Genomic DNA, 26895 nt, shown 5'->3' on the forward strand with positions numbered 1-26895 from the left:
CTTCGCACGACCGGTCGGCGGGCCGGTCACGTCGCGACGGCCGCGAGGTAGTTGCGCCAGCCACCGCAGTCGCTGATGTCGGGCGCGTCGGCCACTGCGGCCGGTTCGACGAGAAAGCCGCTGACCTCGCGGCCGTCGGCCAGAGCCACCTTGCCGATCACCATCGGGGCCGGCACCGTGGCGACGAACGTTCCGAACCCCGCGGCGGGCAGCCGCCACAGTTCCCCGGCCACGCTGACCCCGCCCCCGCCGACGCGCACCAGACCCGGCTTAGCGGGCACTGTGCGCAGCGCGTGCAGCCGGTACTGCGGGGCCGTCGCCGCCGGGCCGACCAGCGTGCCGCCGGCCTCGACCAGCTGACGGTTCAACGGTTGACCGCTCAGATGCGCACCCACGACGAACAGCTCGACCGCCGGATTGGCGAACCGCTGGGCCAGCTCGGCGAGCGTCCGGTCGCTGAACGCGTCCCCGGTGAGCATCACACCGAACGGCAGACCGTCGACGAAGCCGGCGGGAATGGCCAGCGCCGCGAAGTCCAGAAGGTTCGCGAAGTTGGTGAACCTGCCCATGCGGTCGTTGGCGCCGACGGGATCGGCGGCGACCTGCGCCAGCGTGGGATGCCACGTGGTGGTCGGAGTCAACAGTGCGGCGCAGCCGTCCAGGGCGGCGCGCGCCGCGGCGGCAAGGTACGCCAGCTTGGCGGTGTCGGCTGCCCAGTCGGCGGCGGTCTTGGTGCGGGCGGACAGGATGATCGCCGCCACGGTGGGGTCGAGCGTGGTGCCGACGAGGTCGGTGTGCTGCTCGATGTGTGCGCCGACCGTCGCGTAGCGCTCGGAAACGAATGCCCCGCGATACAGCAGCGCGGCGGCCTCCAGCAGCGCGGTGATGTCGGTCTCGACGATCTCGGCGCCGACCGCCGCGAACCGGTGCACCGCCGCGGTGAAGGCCTCCCGCCAGCCGTCGGCCAGCCCGTCCAGCTGGTGTGCCGCCGGAACCGCGATACGCGGGTGTGCCGGCGCGGGCGGGATCGGGGATTCGGTGCGGCACAACGGGGAGCCGTCGGGACCGGTCATCGTCTCGGCCGCGGCGCGGGCCAGCGCCATATCGCGGGCGAAGACACTGACGCAGTCCAGCCGGTAGCAGGCCGGCACCACACCGGTCACCGGAATGAGACCCCGTGTCGGCTTGACGCCGACGATGCCGTTGAGCGCGGCGGGCACCCGCCCCGACCCGGCGGTGTCGGTGCCGAGCGCGAAGTCCACCATGCCCAGCGCCACCGCGACCGCCGAACCTGACGACGAGCCGCCGGCGATGCGCGCCGGGTCCCACGCGTTGCGCACCGCGCCGTACGGGCTGCGGGTGCCCACCAGCCCGGTGGCGAACTGATCCAGGTTGGTCTTGCCGAGCACTACCGCCCCGGCCGCGCGCAGGCGGGCGACCGCGGTCGAATCGCGTTGCGGCACATAGCGAAACGACGGGGCAGCCGCCGTCGTCGGCAGCCCCGCGACGTCGATGTTGTCCTTGACCGCGAACACCCGCCCGGCCAGCGGCAGGCCGGGGTCGACGGCGCCGGCTTCCTCCAGTGCCTCGTCGCGGTCGCGCAGCGTGATCCACACCTCCGGGCGGTCCGCCGCACGGATCCGCTCGAACGCCGACGCGACGCTGCCCCGGGGGTCCATCAGCGCACCGCGGCCAGCAGCTGGCCCGGCGCCACCTGGTCACCGGCCTTGACGTAGACCTCGACCAGCGTGCCGCTGGCCGGCGAGGTGACGTGGCTTTCCATCTTCATCGCCTCCAACGAGAACAGCGGGTCGCCCTCGGTCACCGGGCTGCCGACGTCGGCGCGCACCTGCCACACCGTCGCGGTGAACGGCGCGGTGACCGGGGCGGCGCCGTCGGGAACCGAAACCTGTTGCGGCGCAGCCTCGGCCGGCTCGTCCCGGCGGTCGAACTCGCCGGCCAGCCGCCAGCGCTGCTTTTCGGCCTCGAACGCGGCCGACTGCCGGGCCCGGAACTGCGCAATCGAGTCGGCGTTGTCGGCGAGGAACCGGGTGTAGTCGGCGAGGGCGAAAACCGAGTCGACGGTGTCGAATTCGGCCCGCCCGGCTTCGGTTTCGGCACGCAGCTCCAGCAGTTCGTCGGCGCCGACGGGGTACCACTCGATGCGGTCGAAGAACCGCAGCGCCCACGGGTTGCCGCGGAACAGGCCGCCGGAGCGGAACCGGTTCCAGATCTGCACGGTGCGTCCCACGAACTGGTACCCGCCGGGTCCCTCCATGCCGTAGATGCACAGGTACGCCCCGCCGATGCCGACCGAGTTCTCCGCGGTCCAGGTGCGCGCCGGGTTGTACTTCGTGGTGACCAGACGGTGGCGCGGGTCCAGCGGCGTGGCCACCGGTGCGCCCAGGTACACGTCGCCCAGCCCCAAGACCAGGTAGCTGGCCTCGAAGACGATGCGGTGCACGTCGTCGACCGACTCCAATCCGTTGATGCGCCTGATGAATTCGATGTTGTCCGGGCACCACGGTGCGTCGTCGCGCACGCCGGCCATGTACCGCTCGATCGCAAGCCGGGTCGCCGGGTCGTCCCAGCTCAGCGGCAGCCGCACGGTGCGGGACGGGACGACGAGCTCGTGGGTGGGCGGCACCTCGGTCTCCAGTTCAGCCAGCAGCGCGGCGAGGGCGCGAGGCGACAGGAGGCTGGGATCGGTGTGGATCTGCAGCGACCGGATGCCGGGGGTGACGTCGACGATGCCGGCCGGGGCGTGCGCGGCCAGCGTCTCCTGCAGGGCGTGCACCCGCATCCGCAGCGACAGGTCGAGCTCCATCGGCCCGTACTCGACGAGCAGGTTCGCGTCGCCGTCGCGCCGATACGTCACGGCGGGACGATCGTCGTCGGCGTCGAGGCGGGCGAGCACTCCGTCGTCACCGTCGCCGCCGCGGCTGCGGACGGTGCGCGACGAGCATTGCGCCGCAAGCGAACTCGCGTCGGCCTCGCGGACGGCGACGAAGCGGACGGTGTCGCCGGGGCGCAGCTGGCCGAGTTTCCAGCGCTCCGCGGTCGCGACGACCGCCGGGCAGACGAAGCCGCCGAGCGACGGGCCGTCGGGGCCGAGGATGATCGGCGTGTCGCCGGTGAAGTCGATGGCGCCGACCGCGTACGCGGTGTCGTGAACGTTCGACGGGTGAAGGCCCGCGTCGCCGCCGTCGCGGCGCGCCCACTCGGGTTTCGGTCCGATCAGGCGAATCCCGGTGCGCGCCGAGTTGTGGTGAACCACGTAGTCGGTGGTGAACAACACGTCGATGTCGGAGCGGGTGAAGAACTCCGGCGCGGCGTGCGGTCCTTCGAGAACCCCGATCTGCCAATGGCTTTGGATCGCGGGCCGTCGATGCGCGGGGGTGGGCCCGGCGATCCGGCCCAGCCCGCTGGCGTTCTCCGCCGAGTCGGCCGAGCGGGTGCGCAGCACGTCACCGGACACCAGCGCCCGGCCGGCATGCCCGCCGAACCCGCCGAGGGTGAACGTCGACGCGCTGCCCAGATACGACGGCACGTCGATGCCGCCGCGGATCGCCACGTACGTGCGCAGGCCCGGTCCCGCCGAGACGCCGAGCGCCAGCACGGCGCCGCCGGGAACGTCGAACGGCTCCCACATCGCGACCGGCTGGCCGTCGACACTCACCGACACAGGTGCGCCGGCGACACACACCACCGACGGCGCCGAGAAACGCACGCGCAGACCGCCGGCGGTGACCTCGAGCCCGGCCGCGCCGGCGGGATTGCCGACCGCGAGGTTGGCCTCGGTGAACGAGACCGCGTCGAACGGGCCGCTCGGCGGCACGCCGACGTGCCAGTAGCCGAGCCGGCCGGGCAGGTCCTGCACCGTGGTCAGCGGGCCGGGGTCGAGCACGTCGATGCGCGGGTCGGGATCACCGCTGCCCGCGAGGCTGGAGGTGCAGTGCGCCGCCGCGCGCAGCGCGGTGTCGTCGGTGAGCACGCGCAACAGCCCGAGGTTGGTGACGACGCCGTCCACGCGGCTGGCTGCCAGCGCCTCGCGCAGCAGGTCCAGCGCGTCGTCGCGGGTCGGCCCGGTGGCGACGAGCTTGGCCAGCATCGGATCGTAGAACGGCGAAACCTCAAGTCCCGCCTCGATGTAGCCGTCCACGCGCACGCCCGGGATCGCGTCGGCGCCCTGCCCGGGAAAGACCGCGTAGGTGACCAGGCCGGACGACGGCAGTGAGTCCTTGGCCGGGTCCTCGGCGTAGACCCGCGCCTCGACCGCGAACCCGCTGGGAGCCCAAGTGCGGGTGAACACGTCGTCGACGCTGCCGTCGCGGGCCAGCGCCAGCATCAGCTCCACCAGGTCCACCCCGAAGATCTCCTCGGTGACCGGATGCTCCACCTGCAGGCGGGTATTGACCTCCAGGAAGGCGGCTTCTTCGCGGATCGGGTCGTAGACGAACTCGACGGTGCCGGCGCTGCGGTAGCGCACCGACGCGAGCAGGTCGCGCGCCGAGGTGTGCAGCAGCTCGCGCACGTGGTCGGGCAGCGCCGGGGCAGGAGCCTCCTCGATCACCTTCTGGTTGCGCCGCTGCAGGGAGCAGTCCCGGTCGCCCGGCACGGCGACCCGTCCCGTTCCGTCACCGAACACCTGGACCTCGACGTGCCGGGCCGGCCGCACCAGGCGTTCGAGGAACACGCCCGCGGAGCCGAAGTTCGCCTCGGCCATCGCCGCGACCCGGGTGAACGCCGCCCGCACCTCGTCGGCGTCGGCGCAGGCCTGCATGCCGATCCCGCCACCGCCGCCGGTGGCCTTGACCATCACCGGGTAGCCGATCGCCTCGGAGGCGGCCACCGCCTCGTCGGCGTCGCTGAGCAGTGCAGTTCCGGCCAGCAGCGGCACGTTGGCCGCGCTGGCGAGCGCGCGGGCGGTGTGCTTTTCGCCGAACGCGGCGATCTGGCGCGCCGTGGGCCCCGCGAACCGGATGCCCTGCAACTCCACGGCCTGGGCGAAAGCCGCGCTCTCCGAAAGGAATCCGTAACCGGGGTGGATGATCGTCGCGCCGCTGCCCAGCGCGGCCTCGACGATCGCCTCACCGCGCAAGTACGAGTCGCGCGCCGGGGCCGGCCCCAGCCGCACCGCGTGGTCGGCTTCACGCACATGGGGCGCGGCGCGGTCGGCGTCGGAGTAGACCGCCACCGCCTGCATTCCCATGCGGTGCACGGTGCGGATGACGCGGCGGGCGATCTCGCCGCGGTTGGCGACCAGGACGGTGCCGGAGTTCGTCGCGCTCATGCCGGTTCGACCACCAGCATCCGCAGCGGCGTCGGGTTGAAGTCGTTGCACGGGTTGTTCATCTGCGGGCAGTTCGAGACGATCACCAGCACGTCCATCTCGGCGCGCAGCGCGACCCGCTTGCCGGGCGCGGACATTCCGTCGACGATGCCCAGCGCGCCGTCGGGCTCCACCGGAACGTTCATGAACCAGTTCAGGTTCGACACCAAATCGGCCAGCCCCAGCCCGTGGCGGATGGCCTCGGACAGGAAGTTCTCCCGGCAACCGTGATGGAACATCACGTGGTGGCCGTAGCGCAGGGTGTTCGATTCCTTGGAGCAGGCACCGCCGATCGTGTCCTGGCGGTCGATCTCGTTACCGACCACGGTCATCAGGGCTGCACCCTCGTTGCTGCGCAGCACCGTGCCGGTGCGGACGTAGGCGTTGTGCTGCCAGGCCAGTGTGTCGGGCACGCTGTAGCGCTCGGCGGTGTCGGCGGCGTTGTAGATCAGGCAGTCCGCCGACTGGTTGCCGCCGACGTCGACGATCGTGAGCACCTGTCCGGTGCGCACGACCGCCGACCATGGGCCGTTGGGAGGGACGCGGTCGTCGAGCACGATCCGTCCGGGCACCATGGGTTCGCCCCAGTCGAGCGCAGTGTCGTCGCCGCACGCCGCGCCGACGGGAACGGTTGAGTTGGTCACAATCCTCGGGCCTCCGCGTAGTCGATGGTGTTCAGATAGGCGCGGTTGAGTTCCGGTGTGGCGCTGAATCTTTCGTATTGTGGGCCGGTGGGCCGGCCTCGCCAGGCGTGCACCCGCAGCGGGCCTACCACGTAGTCCGATCGCGGGTCGAGCGGGTGCGCGACGTTGGCGAGCAGCACCAGCAGGGGCAGCTCGGCGATCAGCTCGACGTGCGTGCCCGGGCCGGCAGAGCCTTGCCACACCAGCTCGCCGTCGGCAGCCACCCGCACGCCCTGGAAGAACGACACGCTCGGTGGAAGGTCGCGCCGACCCAGGCCGTGTTTGGCTGCGGCCTTGACGAACAGCGCCCGGCCCGACGGGTACGGGCCGTGCGCGCGGGCGTCGCCGTATTTGCGCAGGTTCCACGCGTCGGTGGAGGTGCCGCAGAACGCGTCGTGGCGCCCCGAGGTGTCCGCGCTGATCGTCGCCAGCACTCGGCCGTCGCCGGAGAGCAGCGGGTGATCGGCGCCCAGGTAGGCCTGCCACGGGATCTTGGTGGTGTCGGCGACGTTGAGCCGCTCGACGGGCTCGAGCGCGTTGAACACCAGCAGGTGCGCGCAGGCGTCGCCGGTCGGGTCGTCCAGTCGCAGCCGGGTGCCGCGAGCGAGCACCTTGTGCGTGTATCCGCCCGGCGCAACGGTTTCGGCCCACACCAGATCTCCGGGCGTCACCCCCGGTGGGCAGTGCGGGCTCGACGAGGCCGGCAGGTACGGCATCCACTGGCTGGTCTGGCCGGCCTGGGCACGCGCGTCGGCCCGGGCGTTGCCGACGCTGTCGGTGCGGCGGGTGTCGCGTGCCGGAGGCTGGTGATGCGAGATCGTCATCGGTGTCCTCACGCGGTCTCCGGCACGCCGGCGTGCACGTGGGTGTGGGGGATGTGGGCCAGTTCGATGCGCCGGTGCAGGCGCCGCAGCACGAAATAGACGGCGCCGACGGCCAGCGACACGCCGAGGAAGAGCAGCGCGCTCCACTGCAGCCACCACGTCTCACCGGTCAGGTCGTAAATCTCCCGGCGCGGCCACATCAGGTTGACCACCATTCCGATCTGGTAGATCACGGCAGCGAATGTGACTGGCACACCCCACTTTCCGAGCGAGAACTGCGGCGCGCCGTCTTCGTCGACGCCGCTGGGGAACCGGTCGGTGTTGCGGTGCCTGATCCGCTGCACCAGCAGCGGCAGCGTGACACCCAGATACGCCAGATACAGCATCGCGATGCACAGACTCGACAGCGCGGTGAAGATCGCGGCCTGCTTGATGTTGACCAGCAGTGCGATCGCGGCGCCGGCGCCCACCACGACCGTGGCCAGGATCGGTGTTCCGGTGCGGGGCGACACCCGGTTGAGGTAGCGGTGTAGCGGCAGCGCCCGCTCCCGGGCCATCGAGTAGATCATCCGGGTGCCCGAGGTCTGCACGGCCAGCGTGCACGCGAAGATCGCCACCGCGACACAGCACAGCAAGAGCCGGCCGGGGACCTCGCCGAGCCGGTCGGTGAGCACCCAGGCCAGCCCGCCGGTCGCCAGGTTGCCGTCGGTGAGGCTGCTGGCCGACATCAGCGCCGCCAGGATCAGCAGCCCGCCGCCGATGCCCGAGATGACCAGAGCGCGAAGGATGGTGCGCGGAGTGGTCTTGCGGGGGCGGTGCGTCTCCTCGGCGAGCTCACCGGCCGAGTCGAAGCCGACCATCACGTACGCCGCCATCAGCGACGAGGCGAGGAACGCCGACAGGTAGCCGCCGCTGCCGGACCAGCCCTCGTTGCTGAGGACGACGTCCGGGCCGCGCTCGGGCAGGAAGAACAGCAGCAGCACCAGCGCGATGACACCGGCGATCTCGATGACCACCCCCACGCTCGTCGACACCGCCATCCGCCGCACGCCGGAGACGTTCACCAGCGTGGCGATCACCAGCATGATCACGCCGAGCAGCACCGCGTTCTGCGCTCCGGTGGGCGACGTCAGCGCCGGGTCGGCCGCCGAACCGCCGACGATCTGAAAGCCCGACCAGATGCTCGGCAGCACCGCCTGGGTGGCGATCGCGGCCGCCGCGACCGTGAGGATCTGGCCGATGATCATCGTCCAGCCGACGAACCAGCCCATCGTGGTGCCGGCCAGGCGACTCGACCACTGGAAGATGACGCCGGAGATCGGCCACCGCGCCGCCAGCTCGGCGAAGCACAGCGCCACCAGCATCTGGCCCACCCACACCACCGGCCAGGTCCAGAAGAACGGTGCGCCGCCGAGCCCGAAGCCGAGCCCGAACAGCTGGAACACGGTGGTCAGGATCGACACGAACGAGAAGCCGGCCGCAAACGAGGCGAACGATCCGACGCCGCGGCGCAGCTCCTGCTGGTAGCCCAAATGGACATGACCGCGGGCTGGGCTGCCGTCCGGCCGGGATGGTGCGGTGAGTTCCGGTGCGCTCATCCGTGCTCCTGACGCGTGAGGAATACCTGTCGATTGACAGGTAAGAGCGTCGGACGTTTCTGTCGCGGTGGTGAGTCCTCGGCGTAAATTCCGTGTTTCGGATCACCGGGGAGCCGGGCGGCCCGCGCCGACGCGCGTTTGACCAGCGATTACGCGCACAGGTAGGCTGCTCGGTTGGCGCGCGGTACGCCAACTGGGCCTCGGGTCAATGTCGGTCGCCGAGAGCATGCCCTGCCGCGACGCCGTGACCGGCGCCCGGGTCATCCGGGATCCACCCGAGTCGAGAGGTAAGCGCTGTGCCCACGTACACGCCGAAGGCCGGTGACACCACGCGCACGTGGTACGTCATCGACGCCACGGACGTCGTGCTCGGCCGCCTTGCCGCCGCAGCTGCCACATTGCTGCGGGGCAAGCACAAGCCGACGTTCACCCCCCACGTCGACGGCGGCGACTTCGTCATCGTCGTCAACGCCGACAAGGTCGCCATCAGCGGCAACAAGCTGCAGAACAAGTTCGCGTACCGCCACTCGGGATATCCCGGCGGCCTGCGGGCCCGTTCCGTCGGCGACCTGATGCAAAAGCACCCCGACCGCGTCGTCGAGAAGGCGATCGTCGGCATGCTGCCCAAGAACCGGCTGGGCCGCCAAATCAGGCGCAAGCTGCGCGTCTACGCCGGGCCGGAGCATCCGCACACGGCCCAGCAGCCGGTTCCATACGAGATCAAGCAGGTGAGCCAGTGACCCAGCCAGTTGACACGACCGTGGAGACCACCGAGGAAACGGCGGCGCGCGAGCCGGTTGTCATCGACCGCCCGATCCAGACCGTCGGCCGCCGGAAAGAGGCCGTCGTGCGCGTGCGGCTGGTGCCCGGCACCGGCAAGTTCAACCTGGACGGGCGCACCCTGGAGGACTACTTCCCCAACAAGGTGCACCAGCAGCTGATCAAGGCGCCGCTGGTGACCGTCGACCGGCTGGACAGCTTCGACATCTACGCGCACCTCGACGGCGGCGGCCCCTCCGGGCAGGCCGGGGCGCTGCGGCTGGCGATTGCCCGTGCGTTGATCCTGGTGCAGCCCGAAGACCGGCCTGCGCTTAAGAAGGCCGGGTTCCTCACCCGTGACCCGCGTGCGACCGAGCGCAAGAAGTACGGCCTCAAGAAGGCCCGCAAGGCACCGCAGTACTCGAAGCGCTGATTTCCCAGCAGCTCCATCAGGCGCCGGGCGTGTGAGATCTATCACGCTCGGCGCCTGGTTTTTTGGGTATTTCCGCAATCGAGGTTTGGCTTCGCCGCCAAGTGTGGAAACCCCCTATGCGGGAGCAGGGGGCGTTTCTTCGCGCCAGGCAGGCCGACCCTGCCACCGGTGCTACCAAGCACGACGGTGTCGGTGATCGCTGCTTCCTGACGAAAAGGAGTTATCCATGCGAAACAACCTCAAGCGAGTTGGCGCGGGCGCGGTGCTCGCCGGATCGCTGGTGTGTACCGGCGGACTTGCGATCGCCACTGCGGCGCCCGGTGGCAACGTCATCAACGATCAGCTGGTCAACCTCGGTGTGGGCAACGACCAGAATTTCCTGCAGGACGTGAACGTCAACGTGGCGTCGCAGATCGCGGGACTGCTGTGCGGCACTACCGAGAACGGTCAGAACGCGAACACGCCGACGGCAAACACGCCGAACTCGAACGGCGCGAACGTGACGGGCGTGGCCAACAACCAGTCCACGGTGAACGTCCGCGACATCACCGCACTGGCCAACCAGGTGGACGCGGGGCTGCTGCCCACGACCACCTGTGACAGCCCGCAGGGTGTCGTGACGATCGCCCAGAACAACCCGCTGACTTCGCCGAACGCCAACAACGCGCCGGCGGCGAACACGCCGAACGGCACCAACACGCCTAACGGCACCAACACGCCGGCGGGCAACCCGAACGGCAGCACTGAGCCGGCGGGCAATCCCACCGCCAACAACGCGCCGGCGGGCACGCCGAACGCGACCAACGCCGGCCCCAATACCGAGAATGTCTCGGAGCAGCCCAACGGGGCGCCGGCAGGCCAGCCGAACTTGGCCCAGATGACGCCGACGTCGGGTGGCGTGACGGCTTCGAGCTAACGAGGCAGAGCTCACCGCCCGCGCCCACGAGGTGCGGGCGGTGAGTGCTGTCAGGGGTATCGCCGGGGTCGCGATCGGGCGGCAACATGGCTGACGACCTCATTGTTTGTGTCTTCCCCGGCCGACTATGAGAAGTTTGTGCGCATGGCGCGACTCTTCGGCACCGACGGTGTCCGCGGCGTGGCCAACCGCGAGCTGACCGCCGAGCTTGCCTTGGCCATCGGATCCGCGGCCGCGCGCCGGCTGGGCGTCGCCTCGCGCAACGGCCGCCGCATCGCGGTCATCGGCCGCGATCCGCGAGCCAGCGGCGAGATGCTCGAGGCCGCGGTGATCGCCGGCATCACCAGCGAGGGCGTCGACGCGCTGCGCGTCGGCGTGCTGCCCACGCCTGCGGTGGCTTATCTCACCAGCGCCTATGACGCCGAGTTCGGTGTGATGATCTCCGCGTCGCACAACCCCATGCCTGACAACGGCATCAAGATCTTCGGGCCGGGCGGCCACAAGCTCGACGACGCCACCGAAGACGACATCGAGCGCCTGGTCTCCACCAACCCTGCCGAGCGGCCGGTCGGCGCCGCCATCGGACGGGTCGTCGACGCCGAAGACGCGCTCGAGCGGTACCTGCGCCACGTCGGCAAGGCTGTCACCACCCGGCTCGACGGGCTGACCGTGGTCGTCGACTGCGCTCACGGAGCTGCCTCGACAGCAGCGCCTCGCGCATACCAGGCCGCCGGGGCACGCGTCCTCGCGATCAACGCCGCGCCCAACGGGCTGAACATCAACGACGGCTGCGGGTCCACCCACATCGATGCGCTGCGGGCCGCTGTCCTGCGCCATGGGGCCGACTTGGGGCTGGCCCACGACGGTGACGCCGACCGGTGCCTGGCCGTCGACGCGCACGGCGACGCGGTCGACGGGGACGCGATCATGGCGATCCTCGCGCTGGCGATGCGCGAGGCCGGTGAACTGACCTCCGACACGTTGGTGGCGACGGTGATGAGCAACATGGGCCTGCACCTGGCGATGCGGGCGGCCGGAATCGAGGTCCGCACCACGGCCGTCGGCGATCGCTACGTCCTCGAGGAACTGCGCGCCGGCGGCTATGCGCTGGGCGGCGAGCAGTCGGGTCACATCGTGATGCCCGCGCTGGCGACCACCGGCGACGGGATCGTGACCGGTCTTCGGCTGATGTCGCGGATGGCGCAAACCGGCCGGCCGCTGCGCGAACTGGCCTCGAGCATGCACACGCTGCCGCAGGTGCTGATCAACGTCGAGGTCGCCGACAAGACCACCGTGGCGGCAGCGCCGTCCGTGCAGGCGGCCGTCGCCGACGCAGAAGCCGAGCTCGGTGACACCGGACGAATCCTGTTGCGCCCCAGCGGAACCGAGCAGCTCGTGCGCGTGATGGTGGAAGCTCCCGACGAAGACACCGCCAAGCAGGTTGCGATTCGCGTGGCCAACTGCGTCAGCGAGCAGAAGTAGCCGGAACCGCCTTGCCCTGCCGCGCGTCGTAGCCGGTATGGGATCAAACAGCGCGCGGGTCGACGCGGACGCGGTGCGTGACATCGCAGCGGAATTCGACGCGACGGCCGACGACGTGCAGGCGGCGGTGCGAACGCACCTGTGGCGGTTGAGTTTCGGTGGTGCCACCGCGGGCCGTATGCATGCCGCCCGCGGTGACGCACTGCGCGCGTCGCTCGACCCGGTGGCGGACGGGCTGACCGAATGGGCGCGTGCGTCGTCGGAGATCGCGGCTGCGTTGCGCGCGAGTGCCGACCGCTATCTAAGCGCCGACCAGCACAGCGCTGCCCGGTTTGGCTAGCCATGGGCGCCGAATTCGACGTCGCCGCCAGGCTGGCGGAAGCACGCCAAGCTGTGGACGACACCCAGACGTACGTGTGGGCATGCCACCTCCTGGACTATTAGAACCCCGACCTGACTTTGCATCCGGCGCAGATCCGCGACTGGTTCGCCAGTGAGGACGGCATGGATCTGCGGGTGCTCGACGCCGACCGGTCGGCGTTGCAGGAGGTGGCGACAACCGCCGAGGGCGCATTGCGACGGCAACGCGACCAATTAGGTCGGCTCCCGGCGGCATGGCAGGGAGCCGGTGCTGCGTCGGCGCAGGACTTCGTGCGCGGGCATTGCGACGCGGCCGACAGCGTCGCAGCCCTGGCGCGCACGGCGGCGGATGCCCTCGGGGGCCTACGGGACACGCTGTGGAAGCTGGTGGATTCCAAGGTGGCTGCGGTGAGTGCGATCGACGAGCGCCGCAGCGGCGACCGGCCGGCCTGGCTGGCCGCCGCGCAGACCGTGATCACCGGTGTCGGTGACCGCGCGGCAGCCAGTGAACTGCTCGACCGACAGGTGAAACCTTTCGTGGACAACGACATTCGTGTCGACTGGTTGACAGCGGTGCGAACGGCGATGGCATCCGTCGACAGCAGCTACGACGCCGCGATCTCCGGGTTGACGTCCGCGGCGCCCGTGCGGTTCGACGTGCCGGGCGATTTGGGGCCGCAGCCGGATCCGACGCCGCCGCCGGCGGATTCAAGGACCGACGACATGCACGCCGGCGATGCCGCACCCACCACCCAGTCGGCGCAGGCGCCGCCAGCCGCGCCGGGACCACCGCCGGCAGCGTCGTATCCGGCGCCGTCGTATCCGGCCTCCGCGCCGTCGTATCCGCCGTCAGCCGTGATGCCCGCGAGCATGCCGGCCACAATGCCGGCCACAATGCCGGGCGCCATGCCGGGCGCCATGCCGGCGGAAACTCCAGCGGCGCCAACCCCGACAGCGTCGCCGACGACGGCACCGTTGGCCGCGCCGGGCCTCGACGGACTCGGTCAGCGCTTCGCCGATGTTCTCGGCGGGCTCCTGCCATCGGCGGACGATGCGGGGCTGTCGGATCTACCGGCGCTCGACGACGCGCCGGAGACCGACGACCAGGGCTCCGACGACACCGAAGACCAGAAGCCGGACGACACGCCACCCCCCGACGAGGGCGTGGACGACGAAAACCCTTGCAGCGCAACCGAAGACGATGAGGATGGGAATCTGGAGCCGACAGCGGACAGCACGGAGGAAACAGCGCCGGGGGAGCCGCCGCCGGAAGGAACGCCGCCGGGGGAGTCACCACCGCCTGCTTCGCCGGAGCCGTTGCCGCCCGCGGAACCACTGCCGCCAGCGCCCGAACCGCCAGCGCCGGAACCGCCGCAACCGCCGGCTCCGGCGCCCGGCACTGCCACACCGTGTGAAATCGCCGCCGACGAGCTGCCGCAGGCCGGGCAGTGACCGACGTCAACGGCCGACTGGCCGACATCCTCGCCGAATACGCCGACACCATCAGCCACCTCGAGCGACCAGCAGAAACGCCGAGAGCCGACACGCGCGACGGCCGGATCCTCAAACCCGCCGACCGGCAACGGCGCTGCAGCGCGCCGACCTTCGGTGCTAGGGCTTGAGCAGCGCGACGACCTTGTCCTCGATCTCCACCGGATCGGCCTGGGGGTCGACAGGCTGGGTCTTCGGCAGCACCACGTCGGGGTCGGCGAACTCGCGGTACGTCTTGTCGCCCGCCACCACGTGCAGCAGATATCCGGTCAGCAACGCGCGCACCACCTTCTGCGTGCTGCGGTTGGCGGCCGGCAGCCCCACCACGCGCGCCAGCCGCCGCCCTTCGATCAGCCCGCCCGGCTTGGCCTTCTTGACGATCCGCAGCACCGCGCCGTCCCAGGCGCGGGCCAGCTCCGCGGCGTTGGACCGCAGGGTCTGCGGATCCCCAGGTGCGGTGAGCACCAGCCCCGGGATCGTCAAACTCTTGGCCACCTGCTCGGCGGCCGGCCGGGTGACCGTCGGGAACAACGCGGCGAGCGCCTTGGGTGTGAAACGCGATTCCTGCGAGCGGCCGGCGGAGGCCAGCACTGCGGCCGACCCGCCGAAACCATGCCCGACCAGCCCGAGCTTGTTGGGATGCACGCTGATCTTGCCGGCGCCGAGGCGCACGCCTGCGACGATGTCCAGCGCTGTGCGCAGGTCGTAGGCGAAGTTCAGTGCCGACGGCGCCACCCCGCGCTCGGTGGCGGGCGCCGCAGCGACGATTCCCCAGGACGCCAGATGCTCCAGCGTGCCGTGGTAGCGGTCGGCGGATGTGAGCCAGTCGTGTCCGAACACCACCGCAGGCAAATTGAAGCCCGACTCAGGCGTGTAGACGATCCCCGGCAGCCCGGCAAACGCCAGGTCACCGCGCAGAACCCGATGGGGGCCGCGGCGGGTCAGCGCGCTGAAGAGTTTGCGGGTCCGGGCCATGGGTGAACGGTAGCGGACCCCGCCGGACCCCACGGTTCCACTACCCTGGTCACCTATGTGCGGGATCGTCGGCTACGTCGGGCAGCGTCCTGCCTGCGAGGTCGTCGTGCAGGCACTGCACCGCATGGAGTACCGCGGCTACGACTCGGCCGGCATCGCGATCCTCGACGGCAACGGCGGCATGGCCGTGCACCGGCGCGCGGGTCGGCTCGCCAACCTGGGCGAGGCGCTGGATTGCACCGACCCGGTCGCATTGCGCGGACACGCCGGCCTGGGCCACACCCGCTGGGCCACGCACGGCCGGCCCACCGACCGCAACGCCCACCCGCACGTCGACGCCACCGGCAAAATCGCGGTCGTCCACAACGGGATCATCGAGAACTTCGCGACGCTTCGCCGGGAGCTGGAAGGCGCCGGCGTCGAATTCGCCAGCGACACCGACACAGAGGTCGCGGTGCACCTGGTGTCGCGGCAGTACCACTTCGGCGACACCGCAGGCGATTTCGTCGCGTCGGTGCTGGCCGTGCTGCGCCGCCTCGAAGGCCATTTCACGCTGGTGTTCGCCAACGCCGACGAGCCCGGCACGATCGTCGCCGCACGCCGGTCCACGCCGTTGGTGCTCGGCATCGGTGACGGCGAGATGTTCATCGGCTCCGACGTCGCCGCGTTCATCGAATACACCCGCCACGCCGTCGAACTCGGCCAGGACCAGGCGGTGGTGATCACTGCCGACGGATACCGCGTCACGGATTTTGCCGGCGAGGACGTGGGCGGCTACCGCGATTTTCACATCGACTGGGACCTGTCGGCTGCCGAGAAGGGCGGCTATGAGTTCTTCATGCTCAAGGAGATCGCCGAGCAACCCGCCGCGGTGGCCGACACGCTGCTCGGGCACTTCGTCGACGGGCACATCGTGCTCGACGAGCAGCGGTTGAGCGACCAGGAGCTGCGCGAGGTCGACAAGGTGTTCGTCGTCGCGTGCGGCACCGCCTACCACTCCGGGCTGCTGGCCAAGTACGCGATCGAACACTGGACGCGCCTGCCGGTGGAAGTGGAGCTGGCCAGCGAATTCCGCTACCGCGACCCGGTGCTGGACCGCAGCACGCTGGTCGTCGCGATCTCGCAATCCGGGGAGACCGCCGACACGCTGGAGGCGGTGCGGCACGCCAAAGAGCAGAAGGCCAAGGTGCTGGCGGTCTGCAACACCAACGGCAGCCAGATCCCGCGCGAGTGCGATGCGGTGCTCTACACCCGCGCCGGACCGGAGATCGGGGTGGCGTCCACCAAGACGTTCCTGGCCCAGATCGCGGCGAACTACCTGGTCGGCTTGGCGCTGGCCCAGGCGCGCGGCACCAAGTACGCCGACGAAGTGGCACGCGAGTACCACGAACTCGAGGCGATGCCCGAGCTGGTGTCGCGGGTGCTTGCCGGTGTCGAACCGTTCGCCGACGTCGCACGCCGGTTCGCGTCGTCGCCGACGGTGCTGTTCCTCGGCCGCCACGTCGGCTACCCAGTGGCGCTGGAAGGAGCGCTGAAGCTCAAGGAGCTGGCGTACATGCACGCCGAGGGCTTTGCGGCCGGCGAGCTGAAGCACGGACCGATCGCGCTGATTGAGGACGGTCTGCCGGTGATCGTCGTGATGCCGTCGCCGAAGGGCTCGGCGCAGCTGCACGCCAAGCTGCTGAGCAACATCCGCGAGATCCAGGCGCGCGGTGCGATCACGATCGTCATCGCGGAGGAGGGCGACGATACGGTGCGGCCCTACGCTGACCACCTGTTCGAAATACCAGCTGTCTCAACGCTTTACCAGCCACTGCTGTCCACGATCCCGCTGCAGGTGTTCGCCGCGTCGGTGGCGCAGGCCCGTGGCTACGACGTGGACAAGCCGCGGAATCTGGCCAAGTCCGTCACCGTCGAATAGCCGGCACTCCGTTGCGCCGACTGTGCGGTTTTGTACGCGACACGCCGAGGCGACCGTACGAAACTGCACACTCGGGCGTCCGGCGTGAGCTGATCGACTAGAACGGGAGCTGATGCGGCACTACTACACCGTCGAGGCGATCCGCGCCGCCGAGGCCCCGTTGCTGGCCAGCCTGCCCGAGGGTGCGCTGATGCGCCGCGCCGCCTATCCGCTGTCGGTGGCGGTCGCGCGTGAACTGAGAGCCCGCACCGCCGGTGTCGCGGGGCGGCGGATCTGCGCGGTCGTCGGCTCAGGTGACAACGGCGGCGACGCGCTGTGGGCGTCGACGTTTCTGCTCCGCCGGGGAGTAAGGGCCGCGGCGGTGCTGCTCAATCCCGAAAAGGCGCACAAGAAGGGGTTAGCGGCCTTCCTGCGAGCCGGCGGCCGCATCGTCGAATCTGTGCCCGCCGCAGCCGATCTCGTGATCGACGGGGTTGTCGGCATCTCCGGCTCCGGGCCGCTGCGGCCGGCGGCCGCCGAGGTGTTCGCCGCGGTCGACGACGCCGGCATCCCCGTGGTGGCCGTCGACATCCCCAGCGGCGTCGACGTCCACACCGGCGCAACAAGCGGCCCGCACGTCCACGCCGCGCTGACCGTCACGTTCGGCGGACTCAAACCCGTGCACGCTCTGGGCGATTGCGGGCGCGTCGAACTCGTCGACATCGGGCTGGATCTGCCGCCGACGGACGTACTCGGCTTCGAGGCCGACGACGCGCGGACACGCTGGCCGGTGCCGCACCGCAACGACGACAAGTACAGCCAGGGCGTCACCGGCATTCTCGCGGGGTCCGCCACGTATCCCGGTGCCGCCGTGCTGTGCACGGGCGCTGCCGTCGCTGCCACGTCGGGAATGGTTCGGTACGCGGGAAGTGCTGCAGCACAAGTGCTTTCGCACTGGCCGGAGGTGATCGCCACAGCCACCGCCGAAGCTGCCGGCCGGGTGCAGGCGTGGGTGGTCGGGCCGGGCATCGGCACCGGTGACGCCGGCGCCGGTGCGCTGTGGTTCGCGCTGAACACGGAGCTGCCCGTGATCGTCGACGCCGATGCGCTGACGATCCTGGCCGACCACCCCGAGGCCGTCACGAATCGCAAGGCGCCGACCGTCCTCACCCCTCACGCCGGCGAATTCGCCCGCCTCGCAGGCGAACCCCCCGGCGACGACCGGGTCGGCGCGACCCGCCGGCTCGCGGAGCGGTTCGGCGCCACCGTGCTGCTGAAGGGCTACGTCACCGTGATCGCCGAGCCGGGCGGCCGGGTCTACCTCAACCCGGCGGGCGCGGCATGGGCGGCCACCGCAGGCTCCGGCGACGTGTTGTCGGGGATGATCGGTGCGCTGCTGGCCCACGGACTGCCCGCCGCCGAGGCCGCCGCCGCGGCCGCGTTCGTCCACGCCCGCGCTGCGAACCTCTCGGCCGCCGACCCGGGCCCGGCGCCGGCGCCCACGTCGGCGTCGCGCATCCTGGCCCACATCCGCTCAGCCGTCGCCGCCCTGTAACGAAAGGTTTTGCCGTGCCGCGTGTTTCGCACCCCTCGCCGTCGATTGCCCCGGCTTACACTGGTCGGCTGGCATGCTCGCCGATCCCGTCGTTGCGCCTGCCGGACGACCCGATGGATCCCGAAGCGGCGTACCGGTTCATCCACGACGAGCTGATGCTCGACGGCAGTTCGCGGCTGAATCTGGCGACGTTCGTCACGACGTGGATGGACCCGCAGGCCGAGAAGCTGATGGCCGAGACCTTCGACAAGAACATGATCGACAAGGACGAATACCCGGCGACCGCGGCGATCGAGCAGCGCTGCGTGTGTATGGTCGCCGACCTGTTCCATGCCGAGAACCTGCGCGACGACGACCCGTTCAGCGCGGTCGGCGTGTCGACGATCGGCTCGAGCGAGGCGGTGATGCTCGGCGGCCTTGCGCTGAAATGGCGGTGGAAACAGCGCGCGGGAGACGGTTGGCGCACGCGCACCCCGAATCTGGTGATGGGCTCCAACGTGCAGGTGGTGTGGGAGAAGTTCTGCCGCTACTTCGAGGTCGAGCCGCGGTACCTACCGATGGCTGAGGGCCGCTACACCATTACGCCTGAGCAGGTGCTCGAGGCCGTCGACGAGGAGACCATCGGCGTGGTCGCGATCCTGGGGACCACCTACACCGGCGAATTGGAGCCGATCGCCGAGATCTGCGCGGCGCTGGACGACCTGGCAAAGGGCGGCGGTCACGATGTGCCGGTGCACGTCGACGCGGCCAGTGGCGGCTTCGTCGTCCCGTTCCTGCACCCCGATCTCGAATGGGATTTCCGGCTGCCCCGGGTGGTCTCGATCAACGTCAGCGGCCACAAGTACGGGCTGACCTACCCGGGAATCGGGTTCGTGGTGTGGCGCAACGCCGACTGCCTGCCCGACGACCTGGTGTTCCGGGTCAACTACCTCGGCGGCGACATGCCCACCTTCACGCTGAACTTCTCCCGGCCGGGCAACCAGGTGGTCGGGCAGTATTACAACTTCCTGCGGCTGGGCCGCGGCGGCTACGGGCAGGTCATGGGTGCTCTGCAGGCGACGGCGCGGTGGTTCGCCGACAGACTGGAGGCAACCAAGCACTTCCAGGTGATCTCCGACGGCTCGGCAATTCCGGTGGTGGCGTTCCGGCTGTCGGGCGACTTCGGGTACACCGAGTTCGACGTCTCCGCGGGGCTTCGGGCATACGGCTGGCAGGTACCCGCCTACACCATGCCGGAAGGCGCCGAGAACGTGTCAGTGCTGCGCGTCGTGGTCCGCGAAGGATTTTCGGCCGATCTGGCGCGTTCGCTGTACGAAGATTTGGCGAAGGTGATCGGCCACATGGACGAGCTGAAGCCCGGCGGCGAGTTCGACGACCAGCAGCACTTCGCGCACTGAGCCTGAGCCCGCGCTCGCGGCGTCGACCGTGCGCTCCCCGGGTTCTGGGACAATCGGTGCCAGCATGCACACGATCCCGCCCAGCACGACGTCGACGCCAGCGCCCGAGGCCGTCGTCGACCTCGACGCGATCGCCAACAACGTGCGCGTCCTGTGTGAACACGCCGGCTCCGCTCAGGTAATGGCCGTGGTGAAAGCCGACGGCTACGGCCACGGCGCCACCCCCGTGGCCCGGGCAGCACTGGCCGCGGGTGCCGCCGAGCTGGGGGTTGCCACGATCGACGAGGCGCTGGCCCTGCGCGCCGACGGGATCACCGCGCCGATCCTGGCCTGGTTGCATGCCCCGGGCACCGATTTCGCACCGGCGCTGGCCGCCGACGTCCAGATCGCGGTCTCATCGGTGCGCCAGCTTCGTGAGCTGCTCGACGCCGTCGAACGCACTCGAATCACAGCGGCGCTGACGGTCAAGATCGACACTGGACTCAACCGCAACGGGGTGAGCGCCGCGGAGTATCCGGCGATGCTCGACGCGCTGCTGCGCGCGCAGGCCGACGAGGCGGTGCGGGTGCGGGGGCTGATGTCGCATCTGGTCCACGCCGACGATCCCGAACACCCCACCAATGACCTTCAAGCGCAACGTTTCTCGGACATGCTGGCGCAAGCGCGGTCGGCCGGCGTGCGCTACGAGATCGCACACCTGTCGAACTCGCCGGCGGCGATGTCGCGACCCGACCTGGCCTACGACATGATCCGGCCGGGCATCGCGGTGTACGGGCTCAGTCCACTGCCCGAGCGCGGGCAGATGGGTTTGATTCCGGCGATGACGCTCAAATGCCCTGTCGCACTGGTGAAGCCAGTGCGCGCTGGAGAGGGTGTGTCGTACGGGCACACGTGGATCGCCGAGCGGGACACCACGCTGGCGCTGATTCCGATCGGCTACGCCGACGGCGTGTACCGCAGGCTCAGCGGCAGGTTCGACGTGCTGATCAACGGCCGGCGCCGACGCAGCGTCGGCCGAGTCTGCATGGACCAGTTCGTCGTCGATCTGGGTCCTGAGGAAACCAGCGTGCGGGAAGGTGACGTCGCGATCCTGTTCGGGCCGGGCACGTCGGGAGAGCCGACCGCTCAGGAGTGGGCCGACCTGCTGGACACCATCCACTATGAGGTGGTGACCAGCCCGCGTGGCCGCGTCGTCCGCGTCTACCGTGAGGGTGAAAACGTTGGCTGACAACGCTTCTCAGGGCCGCACCAAGCGCAGCCTCGACGAGCGGCTCGCGAAGACGGCTGCGAAGAACGCCGAAAAACTCGCGCGCCTGGCAAGCGGAGAACAGCCGCGGCGCAAACGCTTCAAGGATGCACGGTGGCTGGCGGGTGTCACCGGACTGGCTGCCGTCGGCGCCGTCGCAGGGGTGTCCGCTGCTCGCTCGATGGGCAAGCACCCTGCGGTCGACGATCCGTACGCCACTGAGGACTTCACGCTGCTGGACGCGGACCGCGGCAGCGTCGTCACCACGCTCGACGGGGTGCCGCTTGCGGTTCGAGAGGTGGGACCGCCCGACGCACCGCTGACGGTGGTCTTCGCCCACGGCTTCTGTATGTGTATGGGCGCCTTTCACTTCCAGCGAGCCCGTCTCGAACAGGAGTGGGGCGATCAGGTTCGCATGGTGTTCTACGACCAGCGCGGGCACGGTCAGTCGGGGCGGGCGCCGGTGGAAACCTACACCGTCGAGCAGTTGGGCCGGGACCTGGAAACCGTACTGAGCGTGACGGTTCCGAGCGGGCCCGTCGTGCTGGTCGGCCACTCCATGGGTGGGATGACGGTGCTGTCGCACGCGCGGCAGTTTCCGCAGCACTACGGCACCCGGGTGGTCGGCGTCGCGTTGATCTCCTCGGCGGCCGAGGGGGTGTCGCGGTCACCGCTGGGTGAGATCCTCAAGAACCCGGCGCTGGAAGCCGTGCGGTTCGCTGCCCGTTATTCGCCCAAACTCGTTCTGCGGGCCCGTGGCTCGGCGCGGGCACTGATCAGGCCCATCCTGCGTGCTGCGTCCTACGGCGACGAGCAGGTCAGTCCCGCCGTGGTGGCGTTCTCGGAGAAGATGATCCACGACACCCCGATCGACACCATGGTCGAATTCCTGCACGCGCTGGAAGTGCACGACGAAGCAGCCGCCCTGAGCGTGATCGCGAAGGTCCCGACGATGGTCGCGTGCGGCGACCGCGATCTGCTGACACCAGTGGGTAATTCGCGCGAGATGGCGGCGGCCCTGCCGAAGTGTGAGCTGGTGGTGGTGCCCGGTGCCGGCCACCTGGTACAGCTGGAGCAGCCGGACGTCATCGACGACGCGCTGGTGCGGCTGGTGGAGCGGGCCACCCCCTCCAAGCTGGTGAGGCTGGCCCGGAAGGTGCGCGAAAAGGTGCGCCGAAGTGGCTGATTCGGAGCGTCTGCCTACCGCAGAGGACACGTTCAAGCTGGGTGCTCGGCTGGGGGCCGAGTTGCGCGCCGGCGACGTGGTGGTGCTCTCCGGGCCATTAGGGGCCGGAAAGACGGTGCTGGCCAAGGGGATCGCGCACGCGATGGACGTCGACGGTGCGGTGATTTCGCCGACGTTCGTGCTGGCGCGTGTGCATCCGGCCCGGCGTGCGGGAGCGCCTGCGATGGTGCACGTCGACATGTACCGGCTGCTCGAAGACGCCACCGACTTGCTCGCCGAACTGGACTCACTCGATCTCGACACCGACCTCGCCGACACGGTCGTCGTCGTCGAATGGGGTGAAGGGCTGGCCGAACGACTCTCCGACCGCCACCTCGACGTCCGCCTTCACTACGACGACGACTCCGAGGTACGGACCGCGACATGGCAGTGGAGTCAGCCATGATCGCGCTGGCAATAGACACCGCGACCCCCGCGGTGACAGCCGGAGTGGTGCGGGACGGAAGTCTGCTGGCAGAGCGGGTGACCGTCGACGCGCGCGCGCATGCCGAGACGCTGACGCCCAATATCCTTGCGGCGCTTGCTGATTCAGCGCTGTCTATGAGCGACCTCGACGCGGTGGTCGTCGGCTGCGGTCCGGGCCCGTTCACCGGCCTGAGGGTCGGCATGGCGACCGCTGCCGCGCTCGGACACGCGCTGGACATCCCGGTGCACGGCGTCTGCAGCCTCGACGCTGTGGGCGTCTGCACCACGGGCGACGTTCTGGTGGTCACCGATGCACGTCGGCGCGAGGTGTACTGGGCGCGCTACCGCGACGGCGTCCGCACCCGAGGTCCCGCGGTGAGCGCGCCGTCCGACGTGCCATACCAGGGCGCTGCCGCGGTGGCGGGCTCGCCGGAGCACGCGGAGCTGTTCCCGCTGCCGCGGCTCGACGCGACGTATCCCAGGCCGGTCGGGCTGGTGCGCGCGGTCGCCGATTTGACCGCGCCACCCCAACCTCTGGTGCCGTTGTACCTTCGGCGGCCCGACGCGAAGACTCTGGCTGAACGCGAAGCGGCGGTGCCGCGATGACGGTGACGATCGACGAACTGACCCCCGCGGACGCGGCCCGCTGCGCAGAGTTGGAGGCCCAGCTGTTCGAGGGCGACGACCCCTGGCCCGCAACAGCTTTCCTCGCTGAGCTCAAGGGCCGGCACAACCGCTACGTCGCCGCGCGGTCTGCCGACAAACTCGTCGGCTACGCCGGTATAGCGCGCTTGGGCCTGCTGCCGCCGTACGAGTACGAGATCCACACCATCGGGGTCGATCCGGCTTTTCAGGGGCAGGGCATCGGTCGGCAGCTGCTCGACGCGCTGCTCGACTACGCCCACGGCGGTGCCATCTACCTGGAGGTGCGCACCGACAACACCCGCGCCATCGAGCTCTACCGCCGCGCCGGGTTCGTCGAAGTCGGACTGCGCAAACGCTATTACCGGGTCAGCGGCGCGGACGCCTACACCATGAAAAGGGATCGTCACGCGACTTCAGTAGGGGGACAACCGAGATGACGACCGTTCTTGCCATCGAGACCTCCTGCGACGAGACCGGCGTCGGCATCGCGCAGGTCGGCCTGCACGGCGAGGTGAGGCTGCTCGCCGACGAGGTGGCCTCGAGCGTCGACGAACACGCCCGCTTCGGCGGCGTGGTGCCCGAGGTGGCCTCACGCGCGCACCTGGAAGCCCTCGGGCCGACGATGCGCCGCGCACTCGCGTCGGCCGGAATCGACAAGCCCGACGCCGTCGCCGCCACGATCGGCCCCGGCCTGGCCGGCGCGCTTCTGGTCGGTGTCGCGGCGGCGAAGGCCTACGCCGCGGCGTGGGATGTGCCCTTCTACGCGGTCAACCACCTCGGGGGGCACTTGGCCGCCGACGTCTACGAGCACGGTCCGCTGCCGGAATGCGTGGGTCTGCTGGTGTCGGGCGGGCACACGAACCTGCTGCATCTGCGGTCGCTGGGGGAGCCGGTGATCGAGTTGGGGGCGACCGTCGACGACGCGGCGGGTGAGGCTTACGACAAGGTGGCCCGCCTGTTGGGGCTGGGTTATCCGGGCGGCCGGGTGCTCGACGAGCTGGCCCGCACCGGGAACAGGGAGGCGGTGGTATTTCCGCGCGGCATGACCGGGCCGCGCGACGACCCGTACTCGTTCAGCTTCTCGGGCCTCAAGACCGCGGTGGCGCGGTATCTGCACCGCAATCCCGGCTACGTGGCCGCCGACGTCGCCGCCGGTTTTCAGGAGGCGGTGGCCGACGTGCTGACGGCGAAGGCGGTGCGTGCTGCGACCGACCTCGGCGTCGGCACGTTGCTGATCGCCGGTGGGGTGGCGGCGAATTCGCGGCTGCGTGAGCTCGCCGAGTTGCGTTGTGCGGCAGCCGGACTGGTGCTTCGGGTGCCGCGACCGCGGCTCTGCACGGACAACGGTGCGATGATCGCTTCGCTGGCGGCGCATCTGATCGCCGCCGGGGCGCGCCCGTCGGCGCTGACCGCATCCGCCGATCCGGGGCTGCCGGTGGTCACGTCGCAAGTGTTCTAGGACGTGCTTGAGTGCTAGCACTCTCATGTATAGAGTGCTAGGTGGCAGGCGCGCTGCTCTTTGGGTCGGCACCCGCGACGACGGCGCAACGGCGGTGGCGCATGCCGAAACCTGTAATGCCGAATGCCCGGAACAAGCCGGGCCGCACCCAGATAAGTGGAGGGCTCACATCGTGGCGAAGGTGAACATCAAGCCACTCGAGGACAAGATCCTCGTCCAGGCCAACGAGGCCGAGACCACGACCGCATCCGGTCTGGTCATTCCTGACACCGCGAAGGAGAAGCCGCAGGAAGGCACCGTCGTCGCCGTTGGTCCCGGCCGCTGGGATGAGGACGGCGAGAAGAGGATTCCGCTGGACGTCTCCGAAGGTGACACCGTGATCTACAGCAAGTACGGCGGCACCGAGATCAAGTACAACGGCGAGGAGTACCTGATCCTGTCGGCCCGCGACGTGCTGGCCGTCGTCAACAAGTAATCACCCGTGTCCGCCCCGGCGATCCACCGCACACCGCGGCGGATTACCGGGGCGGTGCGCGCTAGACAGGAACTCAGATGAGCAAACAGATTGAGTACAGCGAAACCGCGCGCCGGGCAATGGAATCCGGGGTCGACAAGCTCGCCGACGCCGTTCGGGTGACGCTCGGGCCGCGCGGCCGCCACGTGGTGCTCGCCAAGGCGTTCGGCGGGCCGACGGTCACCAACGACGGCGTGACCATCGCCCGTGAGATCGACCTGGAAGACCCGTTCGAAAACCTCGGCGCGCAGCTGGTCAAGTCAGTGGCCACCAAGACCAACGACGTCGCCGGCGACGGCACCACGACGGCGACCGTGCTGGCGCAGGCGCTGGTGAAGGGCGGCTTGCGACTGGTCGCGGCGGGTGCGAACCCGATCGCGCTGGGCGCCGGCATCGGCAAGGCGGCCGACGCGATCTCTGAGGCGCTGCTGGCGGCGGCTATTCCGGTCACCGAGAAGAACGCGATCGCGCAGGTGGCCACGGTCTCGTCGCGCGACGAGGAGATCGGCGAGATGGTCGCCGAGGCGATGACCACGGTCGGCCACGACGGCGTCGTCACCGTCGAGGAGTCCTCGACGATGAGCACCGAGTTGGAGATCACCGACGGCGTGCAGTTCGACAAGGGCTTCTTGTCGGCGTACTTCATCACCGACTTCGACGCGATGGAAGCGGTGCTGGAAGACGCCTACGTGCTGTTGCACCGCGAGAAGATCAGCTCGCTGCCCGACCTGCTGCCGCTTTTGGAGAAGGTCGCGCAGGCCGGCAAGCCGCTGCTGATCATCGCCGAGGACGTCGAGGGCGAGGCGCTGTCGACGCTGGTGGTCAATGCGATCCGCAAGACGCTCAAGGCCGTCGCGGTCAAGGCGCCGTTCTTCGGCGACCGCCGCAAGGCGTTCCTCGAAGACCTCGCGATCGTGACCGGCGGCCAGGTGGTCAACCCCGACGTCGGCCTGCTGCTGCGTGAGGTCGGCCTGGAGGTGCTGGGGACCGCGCGGCGGATCGTCGTCACCAAGGACACCACGACGATCGTCGACGGCGGGGGCAGTCAAGAGGCCATCGAGGCGCGGGCCAAGCAGCTCAAGTCCGAGATCGAGACCACCGACTCCGACTGGGACCGCGAGAAGCTGCAAGAGCGGTTGGCCAAGCTGTCCGGCGGCGTGGCGGTGATCAAGGTCGGTGCCGCGACCGAGACCGCGCTCAAAGAGCGCAAGGAGAGCGTCGAGGATGCGGTCGCGGCGGCCAAGGCGGCCGTCGAGGAGGGCATCGTCGCCGGTGGCGGCTCTGCACTGGTGCAGTCGCGGGGCGCGCTCGACGAGCTGCGGTCGAGCCTGTCAGGTGACCAGGCGTTGGGTGTCGACGTGTTCGCCGACGCGCTGTCTGCGCCGCTGTACTGGATCGCGACGAACGCCGGGCTGGACGGCTCCGTAGTGGTGAACAAGGTTGCGGAGCTGCCGAAGGGCCAAGGCTTCAACGCCGCGACGCTGTCCTATGGCGACTTGGTTGCTGAAGGCGTCGTCGATCCGGTCAAGGTGACACGCTCGGCGGTGCTCAACGCGGCATCGGTGGCACGCATGGTGCTGACGACCGAGACGGCGGTGGTGGAAAAGCCGGCCGAGGAGGCCGACGACCACGGCCACGGCCACGGTCATCACCACCACTAGGTGACTGACATGGA

24 protein-coding genes are annotated in these 26895 nt (G+C 69.8%); 18 read left to right on the top strand and 6 right to left on the bottom strand.

Annotated elements, in window-relative coordinates; all coding sequences use genetic code 11:
• Positions 1 to 26: 26 nt before the first annotated feature.
• The 5 genes from AC5Y39_RS13480 to AC5Y39_RS13500 all read right to left on the bottom strand — a co-directional run bounded on the left by AC5Y39_RS13480 (position 27) and on the right by AC5Y39_RS13500 (position 8437).
• Positions 27 to 1679: an allophanate hydrolase gene (locus AC5Y39_RS13480; RefSeq protein ID WP_500017844.1), complete on the bottom strand. Its 1653-nt coding sequence runs from the start codon at positions 1677 to 1679 to the stop codon at positions 27 to 29.
• A complete protein-coding gene (uca, locus tag AC5Y39_RS13485) occupies positions 1679 to 5293 on the bottom strand; it encodes an urea carboxylase (protein ID WP_500048227.1) in 3615 nt (1204 codons plus the stop codon). Before uca ends, AC5Y39_RS13480 begins: the two co-directional genes overlap by 1 nt.
• The gene (locus AC5Y39_RS13490; protein WP_500017969.1) at positions 5290 to 5907 is read right to left on the bottom strand and encodes an urea amidolyase associated protein UAAP2; all 618 of its coding nucleotides are present in this window, start codon (positions 5905 to 5907) and stop codon (positions 5290 to 5292) included. Before AC5Y39_RS13490 ends, uca begins: the two co-directional genes overlap by 4 nt.
• Positions 5908 to 5972: 65 nt before the next feature.
• A complete protein-coding gene (locus tag AC5Y39_RS13495; protein ID WP_500017848.1) occupies positions 5973 to 6839 on the bottom strand; it encodes an urea amidolyase associated protein UAAP1 in 867 nt (288 codons plus the stop codon).
• 8 nt (positions 6840 to 6847) lie between these two features.
• On the bottom strand, positions 6848 to 8437 hold the full coding sequence (locus AC5Y39_RS13500) for an APC family permease (RefSeq protein WP_500017850.1): 1590 nt from the start codon (positions 8435 to 8437) through the stop codon (positions 6848 to 6850).
• Between the two features lie 296 nt (positions 8438 to 8733).
• Between AC5Y39_RS13500 and rplM the strand changes: the two genes are divergently transcribed.
• The 7 genes from rplM to AC5Y39_RS13535 all read left to right on the top strand — a co-directional run bounded on the left by rplM (position 8734) and on the right by AC5Y39_RS13535 (position 14009).
• A complete protein-coding gene (gene rplM / locus AC5Y39_RS13505; RefSeq protein ID WP_500017852.1) occupies positions 8734 to 9177 on the top strand; it encodes a 50S ribosomal protein L13 in 444 nt (147 codons plus the stop codon).
• Positions 9178 to 9197: 20 nt separating this feature from the next.
• Positions 9198 to 9629: a 30S ribosomal protein S9 gene (rpsI, locus tag AC5Y39_RS13510; protein ID WP_499911536.1), complete on the top strand. Its 432-nt coding sequence runs from the start codon at positions 9198 to 9200 to the stop codon at positions 9627 to 9629.
• Positions 9630 to 9855: 226 nt separating this feature from the next.
• On the top strand, positions 9856 to 10545 hold the full coding sequence (locus AC5Y39_RS13515; protein ID WP_500017854.1) for a hypothetical protein: 690 nt from the start codon (positions 9856 to 9858) through the stop codon (positions 10543 to 10545).
• A 144-nt stretch (positions 10546 to 10689) separates the two neighbouring features.
• Complete coding sequence (glmM, locus tag AC5Y39_RS13520; protein ID WP_500017856.1) at positions 10690 to 12027, top strand: phosphoglucosamine mutase; 1338 nt, start codon at positions 10690 to 10692, stop codon at positions 12025 to 12027.
• A 37-nt stretch (positions 12028 to 12064) separates the two neighbouring features.
• Positions 12065 to 12367 carry a type VII secretion target gene (locus AC5Y39_RS13525; RefSeq protein WP_500017858.1) on the top strand — a complete coding sequence of 101 codons (303 nt, stop codon included), beginning with the start codon at positions 12065 to 12067 and terminating at the stop codon, positions 12365 to 12367.
• Positions 12368 to 12486: 119 nt separating this feature from the next.
• Positions 12487 to 13839, top strand: a complete 1353-nt coding sequence (locus tag AC5Y39_RS13530) for a hypothetical protein (protein ID WP_500048228.1) — start codon at positions 12487 to 12489, stop codon at positions 13837 to 13839.
• On the top strand, positions 13836 to 14009 hold the full coding sequence (locus AC5Y39_RS13535) for a hypothetical protein (protein WP_500017862.1): 174 nt from the start codon (positions 13836 to 13838) through the stop codon (positions 14007 to 14009). Before AC5Y39_RS13530 ends, AC5Y39_RS13535 begins: the two co-directional genes overlap by 4 nt.
• On the opposite strand, the gene AC5Y39_RS13540 is transcribed toward AC5Y39_RS13535, so the two are convergent.
• The gene (locus AC5Y39_RS13540) at positions 13999 to 14853 is read right to left on the bottom strand and encodes a dienelactone hydrolase family protein (protein WP_500017864.1); all 855 of its coding nucleotides are present in this window, start codon (positions 14851 to 14853) and stop codon (positions 13999 to 14001) included. The two genes, AC5Y39_RS13535 and AC5Y39_RS13540, sit on opposite strands and share 11 nt — an antisense overlap.
• 55 nt (positions 14854 to 14908) lie before the next feature.
• On the opposite strand from AC5Y39_RS13540, the gene glmS reads away from it, so the two are divergent.
• From glmS to groL, 11 genes are all read left to right on the top strand, one after another.
• A complete protein-coding gene (gene glmS / locus AC5Y39_RS13545) occupies positions 14909 to 16774 on the top strand; it encodes a glutamine--fructose-6-phosphate transaminase (isomerizing) (RefSeq protein WP_500017866.1) in 1866 nt (621 codons plus the stop codon).
• Between the two features lie 112 nt (positions 16775 to 16886).
• On the top strand, positions 16887 to 18308 hold the full coding sequence (locus AC5Y39_RS13550) for an NAD(P)H-hydrate dehydratase (protein WP_500017868.1): 1422 nt from the start codon (positions 16887 to 16889) through the stop codon (positions 18306 to 18308).
• A 14-nt stretch (positions 18309 to 18322) separates the two neighbouring features.
• The gene (gene gad, locus AC5Y39_RS13555; protein ID WP_500017870.1) at positions 18323 to 19705 is read left to right on the top strand and encodes a glutamate decarboxylase; all 1383 of its coding nucleotides are present in this window, start codon (positions 18323 to 18325) and stop codon (positions 19703 to 19705) included.
• A 64-nt stretch (positions 19706 to 19769) separates the two neighbouring features.
• Entirely contained in the window at positions 19770 to 20933 is a 1164-nt protein-coding gene (gene alr / locus AC5Y39_RS13560) for an alanine racemase (RefSeq protein ID WP_500017872.1), read from the top strand.
• A 199-nt stretch (positions 20934 to 21132) separates the two neighbouring features.
• On the top strand, positions 21133 to 22137 hold the full coding sequence (locus AC5Y39_RS13565; RefSeq protein WP_500017970.1) for an alpha/beta fold hydrolase: 1005 nt from the start codon (positions 21133 to 21135) through the stop codon (positions 22135 to 22137).
• Positions 22130 to 22582 (top strand): tRNA (adenosine(37)-N6)-threonylcarbamoyltransferase complex ATPase subunit type 1 TsaE, encoded by a 453-nt coding sequence (gene tsaE, locus AC5Y39_RS13570; protein ID WP_500017874.1) that lies wholly within the window; start codon positions 22130 to 22132, stop codon positions 22580 to 22582. Before AC5Y39_RS13565 ends, tsaE begins: the two co-directional genes overlap by 8 nt.
• Entirely contained in the window at positions 22561 to 23208 is a 648-nt protein-coding gene (gene tsaB, locus AC5Y39_RS13575) for a tRNA (adenosine(37)-N6)-threonylcarbamoyltransferase complex dimerization subunit type 1 TsaB (RefSeq protein ID WP_500017876.1), read from the top strand. The genes tsaE and tsaB overlap by 22 nt, the downstream gene beginning before the upstream one ends.
• Positions 23205 to 23684, top strand: coding sequence for a ribosomal protein S18-alanine N-acetyltransferase (gene rimI / locus AC5Y39_RS13580; RefSeq protein WP_500017878.1), 480 nt, complete (start codon positions 23205 to 23207; stop codon positions 23682 to 23684). The genes tsaB and rimI overlap by 4 nt, the downstream gene beginning before the upstream one ends.
• A complete protein-coding gene (gene tsaD / locus AC5Y39_RS13585) occupies positions 23681 to 24706 on the top strand; it encodes a tRNA (adenosine(37)-N6)-threonylcarbamoyltransferase complex transferase subunit TsaD (protein ID WP_500017880.1) in 1026 nt (341 codons plus the stop codon). The genes rimI and tsaD overlap by 4 nt, the downstream gene beginning before the upstream one ends.
• Positions 24707 to 24878: 172 nt before the next feature.
• On the top strand, positions 24879 to 25181 hold the full coding sequence (gene groES, locus AC5Y39_RS13590) for a co-chaperone GroES (RefSeq protein WP_156687331.1): 303 nt from the start codon (positions 24879 to 24881) through the stop codon (positions 25179 to 25181).
• Between the two features lie 77 nt (positions 25182 to 25258).
• A complete protein-coding gene (gene groL, locus AC5Y39_RS13595) occupies positions 25259 to 26881 on the top strand; it encodes a chaperonin GroEL (RefSeq protein ID WP_500017882.1) in 1623 nt (540 codons plus the stop codon).
• The last annotated feature ends 14 nt before the right edge of the window (positions 26882 to 26895 follow it).

This window comes from Mycobacterium sp. NGS39 (assembly GCF_059812765.1).

Excerpts from the sequence above, each read along its gene's own strand:
- AC5Y39_RS13480 (WP_500017844.1), bottom strand. The coding sequence starts at position 1,679 with ATGGACCCCCGGGGCAGCGTCGCGTCGGCGTTCGAGCGGATCCGTGCG.
- uca (WP_500048227.1), bottom strand. The coding sequence starts at position 5,293 with ATGAGCGCGACGAACTCCGGCACCGTCCTGGTCGCCAACCGCGGCGAG.
- AC5Y39_RS13490 (WP_500017969.1), bottom strand. The coding sequence starts at position 5,907 with ATGGTGCCCGGACGGATCGTGCTCGACGACCGCGTCCCTCCCAACGGC.
- AC5Y39_RS13495 (WP_500017848.1), bottom strand. The coding sequence starts at position 6,839 with ATGACGATCTCGCATCACCAGCCTCCGGCACGCGACACCCGCCGCACC.
- AC5Y39_RS13500 (WP_500017850.1), bottom strand. The coding sequence starts at position 8,437 with ATGAGCGCACCGGAACTCACCGCACCATCCCGGCCGGACGGCAGCCCA.
- AC5Y39_RS13515 (WP_500017854.1), top strand. The coding sequence starts at position 9,856 with ATGCGAAACAACCTCAAGCGAGTTGGCGCGGGCGCGGTGCTCGCCGGA.
- glmM (WP_500017856.1), top strand. The coding sequence starts at position 10,690 with ATGGCGCGACTCTTCGGCACCGACGGTGTCCGCGGCGTGGCCAACCGC.
- AC5Y39_RS13525 (WP_500017858.1), top strand. The coding sequence starts at position 12,065 with ATGGGATCAAACAGCGCGCGGGTCGACGCGGACGCGGTGCGTGACATC.
- AC5Y39_RS13540 (WP_500017864.1), bottom strand. The coding sequence starts at position 14,853 with ATGGCCCGGACCCGCAAACTCTTCAGCGCGCTGACCCGCCGCGGCCCC.
- glmS (WP_500017866.1), top strand. The coding sequence starts at position 14,909 with ATGTGCGGGATCGTCGGCTACGTCGGGCAGCGTCCTGCCTGCGAGGTC.
- AC5Y39_RS13550 (WP_500017868.1), top strand. The coding sequence starts at position 16,887 with ATGCGGCACTACTACACCGTCGAGGCGATCCGCGCCGCCGAGGCCCCG.
- alr (WP_500017872.1), top strand. The coding sequence starts at position 19,770 with ATGCACACGATCCCGCCCAGCACGACGTCGACGCCAGCGCCCGAGGCC.
- AC5Y39_RS13565 (WP_500017970.1), top strand. The coding sequence starts at position 21,133 with ATGGGCAAGCACCCTGCGGTCGACGATCCGTACGCCACTGAGGACTTC.
- tsaB (WP_500017876.1), top strand. The coding sequence starts at position 22,561 with ATGGCAGTGGAGTCAGCCATGATCGCGCTGGCAATAGACACCGCGACC.
- rimI (WP_500017878.1), top strand. The coding sequence starts at position 23,205 with ATGACGGTGACGATCGACGAACTGACCCCCGCGGACGCGGCCCGCTGC.
- tsaD (WP_500017880.1), top strand. The coding sequence starts at position 23,681 with ATGACGACCGTTCTTGCCATCGAGACCTCCTGCGACGAGACCGGCGTC.
- groL (WP_500017882.1), top strand. The coding sequence starts at position 25,259 with ATGAGCAAACAGATTGAGTACAGCGAAACCGCGCGCCGGGCAATGGAA.